Origin of the sequence: Caulobacter sp. DWR2-3-1b2 (genome assembly GCF_049896345.1) — a bacterium.
Taxonomy (GTDB): Bacteria; Pseudomonadota; Alphaproteobacteria; order Caulobacterales; family Caulobacteraceae; genus Caulobacter.
In genome coordinates this window covers 145034-161971 of sequence record NZ_JAFCUC010000003.1, presented here as the reverse complement: position 1 = coordinate 161971, position 16938 = coordinate 145034, and the positions used below count along the sequence as shown (strand labels likewise).

Annotated in this window: 14 protein-coding genes; 6 read left to right on the top strand and 8 right to left on the bottom strand. The window is 65.3% G+C overall.

The window, feature by feature from the left end; all coding sequences use genetic code 11:
- Positions 1-122: 122 nt before the first annotated feature.
- A complete protein-coding gene (rfbF, locus tag ACP694_RS10080; protein WP_426012022.1) occupies positions 123-1031 on the top strand; it encodes a glucose-1-phosphate cytidylyltransferase in 909 nt (302 codons plus the stop codon).
- 9 nt (positions 1032-1040) lie between these two features.
- Here rfbF and ACP694_RS10075 read toward each other — a convergent pair whose 3' ends face one another.
- Complete coding sequence (locus ACP694_RS10075) at positions 1041-1973, bottom strand: N-acetylneuraminate synthase family protein (RefSeq protein ID WP_426012020.1); 933 nt, start codon at positions 1971-1973, stop codon at positions 1041-1043.
- A 113-nt stretch (positions 1974-2086) separates the two neighbouring features.
- Here ACP694_RS10075 and ACP694_RS10070 point away from each other — a divergent pair, with 113 nt between their 5' ends.
- Entirely contained in the window at positions 2087-3067 is a 981-nt protein-coding gene (locus ACP694_RS10070; protein WP_426012018.1) for an NAD-dependent epimerase/dehydratase family protein, read from the top strand.
- On the opposite strand, the gene rfbG is transcribed toward ACP694_RS10070, so the two are convergent.
- Complete coding sequence (rfbG, locus tag ACP694_RS10065) at positions 3019-4119, bottom strand: CDP-glucose 4,6-dehydratase (RefSeq protein WP_426012016.1); 1101 nt, start codon at positions 4117-4119, stop codon at positions 3019-3021. The genes ACP694_RS10070 and rfbG overlap by 49 nt on opposite strands.
- Positions 4120-4260: 141 nt before the next feature.
- Here rfbG and rfbH point away from each other — a divergent pair, with 141 nt between their 5' ends.
- Genes rfbH through ACP694_RS10050 form a run of 3 tightly spaced genes read left to right on the top strand, consistent with a single transcriptional unit; the run spans position 4261 to position 7867 of the window.
- The gene (rfbH, locus tag ACP694_RS10060) at positions 4261-5622 is read left to right on the top strand and encodes a lipopolysaccharide biosynthesis protein RfbH (RefSeq protein WP_426012560.1); all 1362 of its coding nucleotides are present in this window, start codon (positions 4261-4263) and stop codon (positions 5620-5622) included.
- Positions 5623-5634: 12 nt separating this feature from the next.
- A complete protein-coding gene (locus ACP694_RS10055) occupies positions 5635-6765 on the top strand; it encodes a glycosyltransferase family 2 protein (protein ID WP_426012014.1) in 1131 nt (376 codons plus the stop codon).
- A gap of 4 nt (positions 6766-6769) precedes the next feature.
- Complete coding sequence (locus tag ACP694_RS10050; RefSeq protein WP_426012012.1) at positions 6770-7867, top strand: class I SAM-dependent methyltransferase; 1098 nt, start codon at positions 6770-6772, stop codon at positions 7865-7867.
- Here the strand turns inward: ACP694_RS10050 and ACP694_RS10045 are convergent.
- Positions 7864-8745 carry a class I SAM-dependent methyltransferase gene (locus ACP694_RS10045; protein ID WP_426012010.1) on the bottom strand — a complete coding sequence of 294 codons (882 nt, stop codon included), beginning with the start codon at positions 8743-8745 and terminating at the stop codon, positions 7864-7866. The genes ACP694_RS10050 and ACP694_RS10045 overlap by 4 nt on opposite strands.
- On the bottom strand, positions 8739-10529 hold the full coding sequence (locus ACP694_RS10040) for a thiamine pyrophosphate-binding protein (protein ID WP_426012008.1): 1791 nt from the start codon (positions 10527-10529) through the stop codon (positions 8739-8741). Before ACP694_RS10040 ends, ACP694_RS10045 begins: the two co-directional genes overlap by 7 nt.
- A 347-nt stretch (positions 10530-10876) precedes the next feature.
- Here ACP694_RS10040 and mrdA point away from each other — a divergent pair, with 347 nt between their 5' ends.
- Complete coding sequence (gene mrdA / locus ACP694_RS10035; protein ID WP_426012006.1) at positions 10877-12847, top strand: penicillin-binding protein 2; 1971 nt, start codon at positions 10877-10879, stop codon at positions 12845-12847.
- Positions 12848-12898: 51 nt separating this feature from the next.
- On the opposite strand, the gene ACP694_RS10030 is transcribed toward mrdA, so the two are convergent.
- From ACP694_RS10030 to ACP694_RS10015, 4 genes are all read right to left on the bottom strand, one after another.
- Positions 12899-13366 carry a heme-degrading domain-containing protein gene (locus ACP694_RS10030; protein WP_426012004.1) on the bottom strand — a complete coding sequence of 156 codons (468 nt, stop codon included), beginning with the start codon at positions 13364-13366 and terminating at the stop codon, positions 12899-12901.
- Positions 13363-14400: an oxidoreductase gene (locus tag ACP694_RS10025; RefSeq protein WP_426012003.1), complete on the bottom strand. Its 1038-nt coding sequence runs from the start codon at positions 14398-14400 to the stop codon at positions 13363-13365. Before ACP694_RS10025 ends, ACP694_RS10030 begins: the two co-directional genes overlap by 4 nt.
- Positions 14401-14493: 93 nt before the next feature.
- Positions 14494-15768 carry an MFS transporter gene (locus ACP694_RS10020; RefSeq protein ID WP_426012002.1) on the bottom strand — a complete coding sequence of 425 codons (1275 nt, stop codon included), beginning with the start codon at positions 15766-15768 and terminating at the stop codon, positions 14494-14496.
- A 51-nt stretch (positions 15769-15819) separates the two neighbouring features.
- Positions 15820-16635: a 2-keto-4-pentenoate hydratase gene (locus ACP694_RS10015; protein WP_426012000.1), complete on the bottom strand. Its 816-nt coding sequence runs from the start codon at positions 16633-16635 to the stop codon at positions 15820-15822.
- Between the last annotated feature and the right edge of the window lie 303 nt (positions 16636-16938).

The window sequence follows — 16938 nt, the reverse complement described above, 5'->3', positions numbered from 1 at the left end:
GGGGCCTTTTGCTGTGTGTCGCGTCGCGGCGCCAGGGCGCTTATTCTTCGCAACCCCCGCGACCGCAATGGATCAATCAGTCTACGTCGGTTGTCATCCAACGCGTTAGGGTGTGGAGAAACTTGGCCGCACTGTTTGAACCGGATGTCGGAGGTTCAAAGGCTTGGCATTCTCCTCTGTGGTGGTGTTTGCCACGGGCGATTTCGCTAGTGTCAACTTGGGATTCGCGGCGCGGAAACAGTCGAAAAATGACGCAGAACAACAGCCCTAAAGTCGTGATCCTGGCTGGCGGTAAGGGCACGCGGATCGCCGAGGAAACTCAGGTGCGCCCCAAGCCCATGGTCGAAATCGGCGGTCGCCCGATCATCTGGCACATCATGAAATCCTACAGCGCCCATGGCCTGAACAATTTCATCATTTGCTGCGGTTACCTCGGCGACAAGGTCCGAGAGTATTTCCTGAACTACGCCTATCAGAACGCCGACCTGACGATTCTGCCGAGCGGCCAGGTCGAGGTCCACCAGAGTCATTCCGAGCCCTGGACCATCACCCTGGTCGATACAGGCGACGACACCATGACCGGCGGCCGGATCAAGCGGGTGGGGCGCTATATCCAAAATGATCCGTATTTCTGTCTGACCTACGGCGACGGCCTGTCAGACGTTGACATTGGCGCGCTGGTTCGCTTCCACGAAGCCCACGGCGCCCAGGCGACCATCACCGCGGTGACCCCCCTCGCGCGCTTCGGCGCCTTGAAGATCAAGGGCGACACCGTCGAGCGGTTCATCGAGAAACCCTCGTCCGAAAGCGGACGGATCAACGGCGGTTTCTTCGTGTTGTCACCAAAGGTGCTGGACCTGATCGACGGCGACAACACGGTGCTTGAACAAGCGCCGCTGGAGCGTTTGGCCAAGGCCGGCGAGCTGCGGGCATACCGGCACGACGGCTTCTGGCAGCCGATGGATACGCTGCGCGAGAAACTGTATCTCGAAGACCTGTGGGCGAAGGGCGCGCCTTGGAAGAACTGGTAGGCGTACGGCCTAGGTGGCGCCGCCCGGCCAGTAGCGCAGCTTCTCGGCGACCGAAGCCTCGCCGGGTGTGATCCGCTTCTCGCCATCGCCCAGCCATTCGCGCAAATCGCGCAGGCGCGAAACCAGGACCTTCAATTCGCCCGGCTCCAGCGAGGCGGACTGGTCCGAGCCGTACATCGCGCGGTCCAGGGTGATGTGGCGCTCGATGGCCACGGCTCCCAGCATGGCGGCCACCAGGCTGGGCTCCACCAAGCTTTCATGCCCGCTGTAGCCGACTGGTGCGCCGTAGCGGCGACGCAGGGTGTCGATGGTCATTAGGTTGAGGTCCGCCGGCGGAGTCGGATAGGTCGACACCGTGTGCATCAGCACGAACGGACAGGCGGCCGCGCGCAGGATCTCTACCGCCGTGTCGATCTGCTCGAAAGTACACATGCCGGTGGAGGCGAAGACCAGCTTGCCCTCGGCGGCCACGGCCTCGACCAGGGGCCGATGCGTGAGCATCGCCGAGGCGATTTTGTTGTAAGGTAGGTCGTACTTGGCCAGGAAGGTCTGGCTGGGTACGTCCCAGGCCGAGGCGAACCACGCCAAGCCCAACTCGCGGCAGTAGGCGTCAATGGCGTCGTACTCGGCCTCGCCGAACTCGAGGCCTTCCTTCTGGGCGCGCTGGGTCTCGCCCCAGGGGCTCTGCCGCGCCTGAGCCAGCACTTCGGCCGTGTAGACGATGTCAATCGTCCGCTTCTGGAACTTCACCGCGTCGCAGCCGGCCTCGCTGGCGGCGCGGATCAGTTGCCTGGAGATATCGAGGTCGCCATTGTGATTGATGCCGATCTCAGCGATCACGAACGGTCTGTCAGCTAGCGGCCAAGGGATAGCGGCCAGGCGTTCGGTGGCCATGTTTTCCACGGAAAGAGCCTTGGTGGTCAGCGCGTCGAGGGTCTGCATGGTCGGGGTCCTGTTGCGCGGCCGCCGCGCGGGCGCTTGGCTACGGCGCGGGCTAGTATATCTAGGCGCGGTCAATTGAGTTCGCGCCGCGACGTGCGTAGCCCCTGTCTAGAATGGAGTCGGCGGCAATGCCTAGGTGCAAGTTCGCCGCATGGTTAGCGCACTCCAATCGTCGCGTTGCGGTGGTGGGCGCATCCGGATGGGTTGGGATGGCGCTTGTGGACCAAATCCTGGCCACCGACAGCGATATCGCTCCCAACCGCCTGCGACTATTCGGCTCACGCCCCCGCGTCCTGAATCTGCGCGGTCGCGACCTGACGACCGAGTCTCTGGCGGGGGCGCGCCTTGGCGAAGGTGACTGGCTGGTGCTGCATGCGGGCATCGTCGGCGCCGACCGCCTGGCCGGTGACGGTCCGGCGCCCCTGCTGCGCGCCAACGACATCTTGCTGGGCCAAGTGCTGGCCCTGGCGGAGACCGGCGCGACGCGACGGCTGGTCGCCTTCTCGTCCGGTGCGGCGCACCGCCCAGGCGAAGGCTCGCCGGCCCGCGCGGCGTACGCGACAATGAAGCGCGATCAAGAAACGACCGTCGCCGAGTGGGGACAGAAAACCGGCACGGCAGTACTGCTTCCGCGGGTGTTCAACCTCGGTGGCCCCTTCATCAACCACGCCGAAGCCTATGCCTTGGGCGACTTCGTTCTTGGCTTGTCGCGGCGGGGCCGGGTCACGATCGCCGCCGCCGACGCGGTGTTCAGGAGCTTCGTCCACGTCTCGGAAATGGCGCGCGTCGTCCTCGACATGGCAGTGGACGAGACGCAGTCGGCGCAGCCCTTCGATGTCGGCGGCGCGGAGGTCGTCGAACTCGGAGCGCTGGCCCTGGCGGTGGGCGAGGCTCTGGGTCTAACCGATCCGGTGATCGACCGCCCAGAGCCGAGGGGTTTGGTCGGCGATTGGTATATCGGCGACGGACGCCGCTATCAAAGCGCTCTGTTCCAACGCGGTGAGCACCCAATACCGCTGGCCAAGATTGTCGCCGACACCATCGCTTATCTCGATGCGATTGAACCATTGGCCGACGCGCCGGACGACGCATAGCGATCGATCTGTTCTAGGGTTGTGGCGCGCAGATCGCGCCCGGCCAGGGCGTCGCGCCACCAGAGCGTCGTCAGCGAAATGGCCTGTTCCACGTCAAGGCGCGGGCTCCAGCCCAACTCAACTTTCGCCAAGTCCGAGTTCAGGGTGAGCAGGCCCGCCTCGTGCGGCGCGTTCGGATCGACACGTTCAACGATGCACGCGCTGTCGTCCCAGGCTTCCGCCGCTAGCCGGGCGACCGCCCTGACCGACCGCGCGCCGTCGGGGTCGGGGCCGAAGTTCCAGGCGCGCAGATCTCGGCCCGGCGATCTGGCCAGAGCCTCGACCGCCAGCAGGTAACCGTGCAGCGGTTCCAGCACGTGTTGCCAGGGACGTACGGCGCTTGGATTGCGCAGGATCGCGGGTTCGCCGCGTGCGAAGGCCGACAGGATGTCCGGTAGCAGCCGATCGCGCGACCAGTCGCCGCCGCCGATCACGTTGCCGGCCCGGGCAACGCCGACCGCCATGCCAACTGGCCCCATATAGGCGGCGAAATAGGCCCTGACCGCCAACTCGGCGCAGGCCTTGCTGGCGCTATAGGGGTCGCGCCCGCCCAGACGGTCGCCTTCGCGGCAGGGTTGGCCGTCTTCGAGGTTCTCGTAGACCTTGTCGGTCGTCACGATCAGCGTCGTCACCGGCCGGGGGAGGCGGCGGACGACGTCGAGCAGGTTGACCGTGCCCATCAGATTGGTGGCGAAGGTCTCGCGTGGCTCGGCGTAGGCGCGGCGAACCAGAGGTTGGGCGGCCATGTGGATCACCACCGATGGTGTGAAGTCGAGCACGGCCGCGTCGAGGCCGTCCGGGTCGCGCACGTCCGTGATCACGCTGTCCAGGCCTTCGCCGACCCGCGCCGCGTCAAACAGATTCGGCTCGGTGTCGGGCGGTAACGCCACGCCGCGCACGGTCGCGCCCAGCCGCTCCAGCCACAGGGCCATCCAGCCTCCCTTGAAGCCCGTATGGCCGGTCAGCAGCACTCGCCGACCCCGCCAGAAATTCTCGTCGATGCCGATTGTCATGGCGCGCCCAATACTGACCGAAATGCTTGGCCACTCTAGCGCGGCAGTTTGGCGCGCCGACGACACGCCGAATCGGAGATAATCATGGTCTCCGCCTAGGCGGAGCAACAAGGTTGTCTATGGCCGCACCGGGAGCGCGTCATCTCGTTTCAAGAACCCTCGCAGGAGACCGCGGCGCTCCGTGGCAAGATTCTCGCCTTGGTCGAGGAATACCACGCGCTGGCTCACGCGCCGAAAGCCTTCGAGCCGGGCGCGTCGCCCGTGCCCGTTTCGGGCCGCGTCTACGCCGCCGCCGACATGCGAAGCCTGGTGGACTCGGCGCTTGATTTCTGGCTGACCACCGGCCGGTTCAACGACGCCTTCGAGGTCCGCCTGGCGCAGCGGCTCGGCGTAGAGTTCGCCATGACCGTCAATTCCGGTTCGTCGGCCAACCTCGTGGCGCTGTCGGCTCTGACGTCTCCCAAGCTGAAAGCTCGCCAGCTCAAGCCGGGCGACGAAGTGATCACCGCCGCGACGGGTTTTCCGACCACGGTCAATCCGCTGCTGGGCGCGGGCCTGGTCCCGGTGTTCGTCGATATGTTGCCAACCACCTATAACTTCGATCCGGACAAGGTGGCCGCCGCCATCGGGCGAAAGACCAAGGCCATCATGGCCGCGCACACCTTGGGTAACCCCTTCGATCTGGCGGCGATCCGGAAGCTCTGTGACGACCACGGCCTGTGGCTGATCGAGGACTGCTGCGACGCTCTGGGCTCGACATATGACGGCCGGCAGGTGGGCACGTTCGGGGACATCGCCACCCTCAGCTTCTATCCCGCCCATCACATCACGACAGGCGAGGGCGGCGCGGTGTTCACCAATGACGCCTTCCTGCGGCGGCTGGCCGAGTCGTTCCGTGACTGGGGGCGTGACTGCTTCTGCGCCCCTGGCATGGACAACACCTGCGGCAAGCGGTTCGGCTGGAAGATGGGCGACCTGCCGCGCGGCTACGATCACAAATACATCTACGGTCACCTGGGATATAATCTCAAGATGACCGACATGCAGGCCTCGGTGGGCCTGGCGCAGATGGATCACCTGGATGGCTTCATCGCGGCACGCAAACGCAACTTCGCGGCTCTGAAGGCTGGCCTGACCGACCTGCAGACCTATTTGGTTCTGCCCGAGGCGACCCCAGGAAGCGACCCCGCCTGGTTCGGCTTCCCGATCACCGTCAAGCCGGACGCCCCCTTCACACGCAACGAACTGACCCGACATCTGGAAGACGCCCGGATCGGCACCCGCCTGCTGTTCGGGGGCAATCTGGTGCGCCAGCCCTACATGGCCGGCCGAGACTTCCGGGTTATTGGCGAACTGATCCACGCCGATGCGATCATGGAGCGCACCTTCTGGATCGGAGTCTATCCCGGCCTTGGAGCCGACCACATCGACTACATGCTGGACAATATCCACAGCTTCTGCCGTGAGCGCGCCGCCGCTCGCTCTCCAACCACGCGAGCCTAAGCGGGACAGCCCATGTCAAAACTCGAATGCGCCCTCGCCGACAGCGTTATCAGACCGTTTGCGCAGGAGCCGGTGCTCAGCATCGTTATTCCGACCTATGAGCGCCCGGCTGAGCTGCAGCTTACGGTGCAGAGCATCGCTGACCAACTGAAGGAGGGACTTGAGGAAAAGGTCGAAATCCTGATCAGCGACAACGCTTCGGGTCCCGACACCAACGGCATGATCCAGGCTCTGGCCGACCGCTATCCGCGCCTGAGCTACATGGTCAACGCCCGTGACGAAGGCGGCTTCTTCAACCTGTTCGCTGCCCCCTGGCGGGCGCGCGGGCGCTACACCTGGACCTTCGGCTCGGACGACGTCCTGTTGGAGGGCGGCGTGGCCAGCGTGGTCTCGATCCTCGAACGCGAGGCGCCCAGCTTCCTGACGCTAAACAAACGCGCGGCCAACGCCGACCTGACCGAGGTGCTTTATCCGTTGTTGAACACCGTGCCGGACAAGCGCTTCGATAGCTTCATCGACCTGTTCTGCGCTTTCGGGCTAAACCAGTTGGCCTTCATCAGCGCCCAGATCGAGAGCACGCAGGCCGCTCGGGCGCTGGATCCCGAGCCCTATCTGCGCTCGGACACCCGCCACCCGCACGTGGCCGCCTTCTTGGAAAAGCACGCCCACGCCCCGGCTTATTACAGCAGGGCCAACCACTTGGTGCACCGGGTCGGCAACTCCCAGACCATCGACTACAACGGCGGAAACTTCTTCGACTACGCTGGCGATCTGCCGCGCCTGCTGGCGGACGTCGCCGCCAAGGTCGGCGCTCCGTTCGACCTGTTCGAGCGGTCGAATGGTCACCGGCAGGTGCAGTCCTACGGCCCGCCGGAAGTCACCCTAGTCGACACGATCTTCGAGAATCTGCTGCGGGCTCTCTATTCGGGCTACCACCTGACAATGGGCCACCGTCGCAGCCTGGAAGCCACCTTGGCTCATTGCCGTCCGGACCGCCTTCAACAGTTCGCCGAGCTTTGCACCTACAGCAACACGCTCGCGCAACTGGCCAATCGCAAGACCGAGGCGACCCAAGCCCTGGCTGAGGCCCGTCAAAAGGCCCTGAGCGCCTCGGAAATGTTCTCGCGCTCGACAAAGCCCTGAACCGATGGTCCTGACCCCGACCTGTCCGATCTGCGGTCTCAAGGCCAGTGCGCCCATCGCCCAGATGCGCTTTGGCGAGAAGCCGCACTTGCCCAGCGAGGTCGCTTTGCACGGCTGCGCCGACTGCGATTTCGCCTTTACCTGGCCACGGGATCCGCCCGGCTACCGCGACTACTACGCGGCGGTCGCCAACGACGCTGCCCAGAGGCATGGCCAGTACCGCAATCTTCCCCAGGCCGAGATCCTCGCGGATCTGATCGGCTCGCGGCAGGTTCAATCTGTACTGGACTTCGGCTGCGGCGGCGGCGGCCTGCTCCACGTCCTGGCCGGGCGCTTCCCGCAGGTCGATTTCCTGGGCTTCGACGTCAACGCCAACTTCCCCTCGGATCTGCCAAACCTGCGGTTCAGCGACCAATTTCCGCCAGGTGACCACGACTTGCTGATCCTGAGCCACGTCGTCGAGCACATGGCCGATATCGGCCAGATCCAGGGACTGTTCGGCCTCGTGGGTGAAGGGGGCCTCGTGCACATCGAGACGCCCGATCCGAAGCTTTATGCGACCTTCCCGCAACCGCATTTCGGCTATTACGTCGATCGGCTGCACATCAATCACTTCTCGCAGCGCGCAATCCTGAGGATCGCGCCGCAAGGCTTTGACGTCGTGGCCGGCGGGACCTACGCCATGCCCTACGCGCTGGGAGCGTTCTATCCGGCGCAATATGTCGTCCTGCGAAACCGCCAGGGCGAGCGGGCTGTGCCTGCCGCGATCGAGGGCTACCTACGGGACGAAGCGCCGCGTTGGACGGCGGTTCAGGCCGAGTTGCGCGATCGGAAATTCTTCGTCTACGGCTTTGGCGACAACTTCCATCGCAGCCTGACGCCGGGCGGTCCGCTACACTGCCTGAAAGACAATATCATCGCGGTCATCGACCGTAACGCCGCCGTTTTGGCGACCGACGGTCTGGCCCGCTTCGCCTTCGTGGAACCCACCGAGGTCATGCGGATCGACGGCGCGTTAATCGTCTGCACGGTGTCGCAGTTCTCGAAGCTGGACACCTTTTTCCGCGAGGCCTATCCGCGCAGTGAGATTCGTTACATTTAGGCTTTTCGGCAAATTACGCAGAATAGCTGCCCGGTTCGACCGTATATTTCGGTCTCAAGAATCTCGAAATGAACGATCACAAGTCCTTGGCGGTTGGTCAGGATCCGTATCGACATCTCGGTGAAGAAGTTGATATGCTCGTGCCAATACTTCTTGCCAACAGCCAGGTTCTCGACGCCGTCGTTCTGGATCATGTAGGATTCGCGCGGTACTTCCAGGTAGAGCAGCGTTTCGGACGACATCACCGCGACAATGTCGTCCAGCAAAATGGCCGGCGCCGGGACGTGCTCCAACACGTTGCTGCAAACCACCAAGTCGTAACGCGCCTCGGCCATGCCCTTGCGGTCGACCGCGGCGACCCCGTCGGCGAGGGTCAGGCCAGAGATGTCGTGCACGGATAGGCTGGCGGCGTTGTCGCGGAAGGGAGTGTTGAGGCCTTTGTCGCCGCCCCAGTCCAGCACATGCGGCGGCCCCCCCAGATGAAGGCCAATCATCGCCTCGATCTGGGGCAAGTAAGTCGCGCGCTCGGCAAGAGCGTCATTGAAGGTCGTATAGCCCGGCTCGAAGCGTTCGCGCAGGGCCGTGTAGTCAGCGTCGCGATAACCGCTGTAGAGCCGCGCCATCTCTGCGTCGCTGAATCGGATGTCCAGGAACAGCGCCCCGCACGCGCGGCACTGCAGCGAGTTGCATAGCGAATAGGCCATCCCCAGGCGCAGGGTCTTCATGCCCCAGGCCTCGGTGATCTCCACCGGTTCCCAATCGAACACTCGCTTGGCGACGAAGGGCATCAGGATCGCGGGTGACTTGCGAAGCTGGTCGCCGTTACAGCAGATGCAGCGGCTGGCGATGCGCTCGCTTAAAGGGAGCGCGCCTACCACTGGATCTCCGACAGCGGGGTAGACGACAGCTTGCCATCCGGCGTGATCATCGTCTTGACCGCCGGACCGCGCGACTCCGTGGCGTCGATCATCAGATCGACGAACACCGGCGGGGCGTTCGCGTCCAGGGTCGGCAGCAAGGCGTCCAGGTCGGCCAGGCTGTCGATGCGCAGATAACGCAGGCCGAAGGCGGGCGCGACCTGGCCGTAGTCCGGAATGAATACGCCGGAGGCCTTGCTCGCCCCGCCCTCGGCGCCAAAATGGCGCACCTGAGAAGCTTGGATCGAGCCGTAGCCGTCGTTGTTGAGCACCAGCAACACGAAGCCCTTGGGGGCATAGTGGGCCAGGGTCGCAAGCTCTTGTAGGTTCAGCATCAAGCCGCCGTCGGCCTCGACGCAGATCACCTGCTTGTCAGAGCCGAAGCTGGCCCCAATGGCCTGGGGCAGGCCCAGACCCATGGCGCCCAGCGAGGCTCCGAAGAAGATGCGGCTCCCCTGGCGCGGCGCGAAAAAGCGGAAGAAGGCCTCGATCGCCCAGCCTGAACTGGTAGGGGCGAACACCTTGCCCGATGACCAAGCCGACAAACGTTGGGCGATACCGTAGATGTTCAGGCTGTCGACCGTCAGGCGGCGGCGCTCGTCGGCCTGATATTCCGTCCGGCGCGTTTGGCACCAGGTCAGCCAGCCCGCCGCCATGGCCTTGGGCTGATCCCGCGTCGCCGCGACGGCGGCGGGCAGGGCGGTCAGGTCGGCGCGCACGGCGCGCGTATTGGGCATGCCATCGAACTTGGCCAGTTCGCTGGGGTCGATGTCGATCATGATTCGCTCGGCCTGGGCCCCGAAGTCATGCCGTTGAAAGGCCGTGGTGCCCAGGTCCAGCCTCGCGCCCAGGAATAGCACTCGGTCAGCTTGGTAGAGGATTTGGTTGGCCGACAGCGGCGCCAGCCCCCCTGGCGCGCCGAAGTTCAGCGGATGCTCAGCCGGCAGTTGGTCGATCGACACCCAGGACAGCACCGCCGGCAGACCGTGCGTCTCGATGAAACCGCGCGCCGCGGCCTCCACCTGGGCCAGCCGGCAGCCATTACCGATATAGACAAGCGGACGCTCGCCACCGAGCAACCAGCCCAGGGCCTGCGTCAGGGATGAGACGTCCGCGGGCCCGACCCCCGACGCTGATCGGGCCCGGATTGCGTGCGTAGCCGCCTCGATGTCCTCCGGTGCGTAGTCGACCGCCACGTTCTGGACGTCCAGCGGGATTTCCACAAACACGGGCCCCGGGCGGCCGGCGAAGGCCTCGGAGAAGGTCTCGCTCAGTTCCTCGCGAAAACCCGCCGCTGTGAGCCGGGTGAAGCGTTTGACGCAGGGGGTAATCAACGCGCGCGACCGCACCTCCTGGTTGCCGTGGGTGCGTGTGCCGAAGGCGTCGATGTCGGCGGTCTTGACCTGTCCCGCCAGAACGATGACCGGCGCGCTGTCGCCATAGGCCGAGCACAGGCTCGTGATCGTGTTGGTGACCCCTGGCCCGGCCGTGACCACCGCCAGACCCGCACTGCGGTAATTCGTGGCCTTGGCGTAGCCTTCAGCGGCGGCGACACAGGCCTGTTCGTGCTGATTGTAGACCGCCGTCACGCCTGGATGGGTCGAGACGGCCCGGTTGAGGTACATCGCCATGCCGCCCGTCAGGGTGAACGCCGCGCGCCCGCCGAGCGCAGCAGCCAGGTCCACCGCATAGGAGGCTATATTGCGCTCTGCCTCTGGGCGGATCGGGGGACGAGAAGGACTCATGATGAACCAAGCCGAAAACGCATGCATAGGCGGTGGACCTTGGCGCGATCAAGGTCGATCATTCAACCCTTCGTCCGGCAAACTATCGCGTGTGCGGAGTTCCAAAGACCTCGAGAGCGGCGGCTGGCTCGAGGGCCACGCCGGAGCGACTGAACTCCCTTAGGAAAATATTTTCAGCCAACCCGCCGCGCCCATTGACGAGCCACGGCGCAGGTCCACTCTGCGGAGAAATCAACTCCAACACGCGGCCCTCCTCACACCATGATTTCCCTGGCCGCCGCGCGGATCGCGCGCTGTCGAGCGACGCCGCTTGAACCCTCCCGGACGCCTCGGCCCGAGGCGCTTTCGTGAGCGAACCGACGATCTTCTTCTCCGAGGTCAACGAACGGCAGGGCGTGTTTCATCGGCGCGCCTTCCTGATGGCCGGCCTGGCCGGCGGCGGGTTGCTGGCCCTGGGCGGACGTCTGGCCCAGCTGCAGCTGGTGGAGGCCCGGCGCTACCAGAAGCTGTCGGCCGGCAACCAGTTCAACTACCGACTGGTGTCGCCGCCGCGCGGCACGATCCACGACCGCAACGGCATTTCGCTGGCCTCCAACCGGCCCAATTTCCGACTGCTGGTCACCAAGGACACCGGCTTCGACGCCGAAACCGCCCTGGACGAGCTGGCCCTGCTGGTCCCCATCGACGCGGACCGCCGGGCTCGCATCCTCAAGGACCTTGAGCGATCGCCCAAGAAGACGCCGGTGGCGGTGATGGAAGACATGACCTGGGAGGAGTTCTCCCGGGTCAACATCCGCGCGCCCGAGCTGCCCGGCGTGACCGCCGACATGGGGGAGGTGCGAGTCTATCCGTTCGGCGGCGCCTTCGCCCATGTGATCGGCTATGTGGCCAAGGTCTCGGACCGAGACCTCGACAAGGCCAAGACCGATACGAGCCAGGACCAGGAGCTGCTGCACCATCCCGGCTTCCGGATCGGCAAGCTGGGGGTGGAGAAGGCTTTTGACACCGCTCTGCGCGGCCATGCCGGGGCCACCAAGGCCGAGGTCGACGCCCAAGGCCGCACCGTGCGCCTCGATCCCGAGGGCGACATCGCACCGGGGGCCGGCGCCGATATCCGCCTGACCCTGGACGCCGACATCCAGAACCGGGCGCTTGAGGTGATGGGCGAGGAGAGCGGCGCCATCGTGCTGATGGACTGCCAGAGCGGCGACCTGCTGGCCATGGTCTCGACCCCCAGCTTCGACGCCAACCGCTTCGTGAAGGGGCTGTCGGGGCCGGAGTACCGGGCGCTGGCCGAGTATGAGCGCAAACCCCTGCTCGACAAGGTGATGACCGGCACCTATCCGCCTGGCTCGACGTTCAAGCCCACTGTGGCCATGGCGGCCCTGACGGCGGGTGTGGATCCGTCCGAGCGGGTGACTTGCACCGGCGGTTGGTCGTTCGGCGGCCGGGTCTGGCACTGCCACAAGAAGGGCGGTCACGGCTCGCAGAACATGCACGACGCCATCAAGAACAGCTGCGACGTTTATTTCTACCAGATGGCCCTGCGCATTGGGCCGGAACCGATCAGCGCGACGGCCAAGGCCTTCGGCTACGGCAGTACCTTCGACATCGGCATCCCCGGCCAGCGCAAGGGACTGGTGGGGACGCGCGAGTGGAAGAGGAAGACCTTCAAGCTCGACCCGACCTGGCATCCCGGCGACAGCGTGCCTTACGGGATTGGCCAAGGCTATATCAACGTCAACGCCCTGCAGTTGGCGGTGATGACGGCGCGGCTGGCCAACGGGAAAAAGGCGTTGAACCCGCGCCTGGTGAAGTCGGTGGGCGGGGTTGAGCAGCCGCACGGCGACGCGGTGGCCGACCTGCCGTTCAGCCAGGAACACCTCGACATCGTGCGCGCGGGCATGGCTGCGGTGGCCAATGACCCAACCGGCGGGGCCTTCAAGCAGAGTCAGCTCGGTTTGGGTGACGTCAAGATGGCCGGCAAGACCGGCACCGCCCAGGTGCGCCAATATGCGGCGGGGGCCTCGCGCAGCAACCAAGGCGTCGCCTGGAAGCTCAAGGACCACAATCTATTCATCGCCTTCGCGCCGTATGACAATCCCCGCTACGCCATGTCGGTGATCATCGAGCACGGCGGTCAGTTCGGATCGAGCGCCGCCGCGCCGCGGGCTCGGGAGGTAATGCGCGTGGCGCTGCTGAAGGACCCGGAGATCCGAGCGCGGATCGAACGCCCGATGCCGCTGCCCGACGCGCCGACGACCGACGAGGGGGAAGGGGACGCGGGGCCGGCGGTGGTGGTGACGGAGGAGGGCTAAATCCAACCTTTCAACCGCTCATCCCGGCATTTGCCGGGATGAGCGGTATTTTTATAGACCTAGATGTCTTTCCAGCCCCTCGACCACCAGCCCGTGATCCTCGACCTGCGGCAGACCCGAGATGGTGATCGCGCCGATGCAGCCCAGGCCCGCCAGGAGCAGCGGAAACCCGCCGCCGTGGGCGGCGTGGTCTCGGAGCGGCAAGCCGTATCGGCTCTCCAGCGTCTCGCCGGAGGCCTTCAGCTTCAGGCCGACGGCCAGGGTGCTGGTCCCCAGGGTCAGGACGGTATTGCGTTTGCGGCGGATCCAGTCGGCGTTGTCGGGACCCGCGCTCAGCAGGGCGGCGTGGAACAGCGGGCGGTCGCGCAGACTGATGTCGATGGCCACCGGGGCGGACCGGGCCAGGGCGAGGTCGCGCAGGGCGGTTCCCAGCGTCCAGGCGGTCTCAAGGGTGAAGCGCTCGAACACCAGAGTCTTTTCCTGGGCGGCGACGGCGGCCAGCAGATCGGTGTCGGTCACAGCGACAGTTCCCGGCCCTCGGCCGCGCTGCGCTGGGCCAGGTCGATCAGTTCCATGACCGCTAAACCCTCCTCAGGCGGCGCGGGGTTGGGTCCCACGCCTAGCAGGGCGTCGCGGATCGCGGTGTAATACGCCGGATAGTTCCCCGGTTCGCCCGAAACGGAGCGGCTGACCGTCCTCTCGCCATCGGGAACAACCAGGGTCCCGGGACGCGGATCGGCGCCCCAGCCTGCGGAGCCCGGGGCGACCCCAGCCTTCAAGGCGTCTTCCTGCGCGTCCAGGCCCTGCTTGATGAAGCTGCCTTTCGTGCCATGCACGGCCATTCGCAGGTCCGAGGCGATGGTCATCTGGCTGGCGTGCAGCAGAACCCGCAGGCGCGGGTAGCGTAGTAGCAGGTGGAAATAATCGCCGGCTTGGCCGCCGTCCTTCTGCGCGGCGATGTCGGCGAACACCGCCCGGGGCGAGCCGAACAGCTGCAGGGCCTGGTCAATCAGATGCGGGCCGAGGTCGAGCAGCACGCCAGCGCCGGGCGCCTCGCGCCAGCGGTCACGGACGATCGGACGGAAACGGTCGAAATGGCTCTCGTATTGGACGACTTCGCCGAGTGACCCGTCGGCGATCAGGGCCTTCAACGTGAGGAAGTCGCTGTCCCAGCGGCGGTTGTGGAAGATGCTCAACAGCTTGCCGGCGCGACGGGCGTGGTCGGCGACGGCGCGGGCGTCCTCAAGCGTCACGGCGAACGGCTTGTCGATGATCACGGCCTTGCCGGCGTCCAGCGCCGCATGGGCCTGCCGGGCGTGCAGCGGGTCGGGGGTGGCGATCACCACCAGGTCGATGGTGGGGTCGCGCAAGGCGGCGTCCAGGTCGGGCGCGACCTTCACGGCCGGATGGTCGGCCAAGACCTTGACCGGGTCGCTGGAAACCACGGTGTGCAGGGCAAGGCCCGGCGTGACGGTGATCAGTGGCGCGTGGAAGGTCTTGCCGACGAAGCCGTAGCCGACCAGGGCGACCTTGAAGGGGAGGCGTGAGGACATGGCGTCTTATACCCAATCCTCTGCGGGATAGGGCGCAAGAAAAAGCCCCCGACCTTACGGTCAGGGGCTCGTTCTTCGGATGCTGATGAAGGCCTAGACCTTCACCGGCTCCATCTTCGGGGTCAGCAGATGGATGACCAGCAGGGCCACCAGATAGGCGCTGCCGGCGACGATGAAGATTGGGGTGTAGGTGCCGATCTGGTCCAGTACGCGGCCGATGTACTTGGAGAACACCATGCCCCCCACCGCGCCCAGCATACCGCCGATGCCGACGACCGAGCCCACGGCGCCGCGCGGAAAGACGTCCGACGGCAGGGTGTAGAGATTGGCCGAGAAGCCCTGGTGAGCAGCGGTGGCGACACCGATGATCAGCACGGCGACCCAAAGACTGTCCACATTGGCGGCGAAAACCACGGGCGTGGCCAGCAGGGCGCAGACCAGCATGGTCGTCTTGCGCGCCTTGTTGATACTCCATCCGGCTTTCATTAGGCGGGACGAAAGCCAGCCGCCGCCGACGCTGCCAACGTCGCTGAGCAGATAGATGGCGATCAGCGGTGGGCCGAAGGTCTTGAGATCCAGGCCGTAGCGCTTGCCCAAAAAGTCGGGCAGCCAGAACAGAAACATCCACCAGATCGGGTCGATCAGGAACTTGCCCAGGGCGAAGGCCCAGGTTTCGCGCTTGGTGAGCAGCTTGGCCCAGCCGATCTTCTCGACGGGGTCGGCTGGGTCCTGCTCGATGTGGGCCAGTTCGGCGGCCGACAGGCGCTTCTGCTCACGCGGCCGGCGATAGACGATCAGCCACAGCGGCAGCCAGACCAGGCCGGCGATCCCGGTGACGATGAAAGCCATCTGCCAGCCAAAGGCCAGAACGATGCCCGGCACCACCAGCGGGGTGACGATGGCGCCGATATTGGTGCCGGCGTTGAAGATGCCGGTGGCCAGGGCGCGCTCGTTCTTGGGGAACCACTCGGCCACGGCCTTGATGCCGCCGGGAAAGCCGCCGGCCTCACCTATGCCCAGGCCCATGCGGGCAATAGCGAAGCCCCCGAACCCACGCGCCAGGGCGTGGCCGATATGGGCGACCTGCCAGATGAAGAACGCAATACCGAAGCCCCAGCGCGCCCCGATCCTGTCCATGATCTTGCCCCAGGCCAGGTAGGCCACAGCATAGGCAAGTTGGAAGTAGAAGACGAGGTCAGCGTAGTGGGTCTCGTCCCAACCAAATTCCTTGCTCAGGTCAGCCTTTAGCAAGCCAATGGTTTGGCGATCGACATAGTTGATCACCATCGCCAGGAATAGCAGGCCGACAATCACCCATCTGTACCGCCCGATCCTCGCGGATGGAGCGGGCATCGTTGGAGCGTCCATGGACTTCCTTACCCTTGGTCTTGTTGTTTTTCCGACGCCCCCGTCGGTTTTTTAGGCCGGGATGGCGACGCAGGCGACAGTCCCGAATGGAACGAAGTCTACGCGCGCCTGGTCGCCTGCCGCAACGTCATGAATGCCGGTGCTGGCGCCTGTGGTCACCAGCATGCCCTTCTTGAGGGGTCTGCCGCGCGAGGCGACGTGTCCCAGCAGGAAGGCCAGAGCGGCTAGCGGCGAGCCGGGGATCGAGAACGCGCCGCCCTTGCCGACCGACACGCCATTGATGAAGGTCTCGGACGGCATGTCTTCCCAGGCGATCTCGCGCCAGTTTTCTATGACCGTGCTGAGGATCTGGCCGTCATTATTGCCGAAATCCGAGGCGACGATGGGCGGGCCGAGTTGATTGATGGTAGCCAGCGGGCTGCCGGCGATCTCGACGCCGACCAGCAGGTCACCGACGTATTCCGCGGCTTCATCGGCGGTCCACTCGGTCTTGTCGACTGGGGCGTCCTTGCCTAGCCGGACGATGAATTCGGCCTCTACGGCGGTGAAGCCACCGGCGATAGCGCGGAACGGGGTGGGAGCCGACGTGGCGTCCCAGACGTTCTTCTTGAAGATGCAGCCGGCCAGGCGTTCGGCGCCCAGGCGTTCGCGGTGCTGCGGCGGCACCAGGCCTACCTTCCAGCCGACTAGTTCATCGGGCCAGGAATCGATCGCGATGTCCTGCACGGCATAGCCGTCGGCCATGGTCCGGGGAAGCACGCCGCCCGGATAGCCGGGGACCGACACGCCCTTCAGGCGCGCCTCCACGAATTGTTGAGCGATGGACGCCGGCGCGAACACTTCGCTCTCGGCCTCGGAAACGGTCACGCCGCGAATCCTCCCTCGCACTACTCTACTGTCCCGTTTAACAGGCTTAGAAACTGCATAATGGAAACCGGTGTCATTGACAATCGGGCAAGCGACACCGGTGGCAGTGGATTGTCAGGCTCCTTTTGCCGGGGTTGCCTGCCTCCATGGTTGATCTCGTCACCCTCCGCCGCCTGGCGCTCGCGCTGCCCGAAGTCGTGGCGAGCCGCGAGCGCCAGCGCCGGGCGTTCGAGGTCCACGGCAAGGGCATCGCTTGGTCCTATTTCGCTCGCGCCGCTCCCAAGGCCCGGCGCGAGCTGGTCG